The organism is Streptomyces populi, assembly GCF_002911015.1.
Classification (GTDB): Bacteria; Actinomycetota; Actinomycetes; order Streptomycetales; family Streptomycetaceae; genus Streptomyces; species Streptomyces populi.
The window spans coordinates 1-657 of record NZ_KZ627110.1 but is presented as its reverse complement, the minus strand read 5'-3'; the positions used below and the strand labels follow the sequence as shown (position 1 = coordinate 657).

The window sequence follows — 657 nt, the reverse complement described above, 5'->3', positions numbered from 1 at the left end:
GACGAATCGCGGGCGGGGTGGACGCTGGCAATCCCACCGCCGTGTGATCAACGGGATTCTGTTCCGGCAGCGGACCGGCCTCCCCTGGCGGGACCTGCCTCCCTGCTTCGGTGGCTGGACGACGGTTCACGACCGTCATCGCAGGTGGTCGGCGGACGGCACGTGGGAGAGGATCCTGCGGGCCGTCCAGGCCGACGCCGATGCCGAGGGCCGGATCGACTGGAGCATGGTCAGCATCGATTCCACGACCTGCCGCGCTCATCAGCACGCGGCCGGCGCCTCCACCCGTGTCCCGGAAATCCCGGGTCGGCGCAGGAGCCCGGCGCGTCACCGTCCCGATGAGGCACTGGGACGCTCGCGAGGCGGGCTCACGAGCAAGATCCACCTTGCCGGGGAAGGCGGGTGTCGCCCGCTCGGGTTTGTCATCACGCCCGGCCAGAGGGGGGACGCACCACAGATGATTCCCGTCCTGGAAGAGATCCGTGTGCCCCGGCAGGCTGGTGGACGACCGCGCACCCGGCCCGACCATGTCGGGGGAGACAAGACACCCCATGCAGCTTTCGGGTCAAGCAGCTGCCGAGAATGGAGCTGGGGCGGAGGTGCTGAAGGCGATGGCTTCGTCGAACTTCTGGTGGTTGGTCAGGCAGTGGTGGAGCT

Annotated in this window: 1 pseudogene; it reads left to right on the top strand. The window is 68.8% G+C overall.

The window, feature by feature from the left end:
- Positions 1-544, top strand: a pseudogene (locus CW362_RS42935) (IS5 family transposase); the annotation flags it as partial.
- Positions 545-657 lie beyond the last annotated feature (113 nt).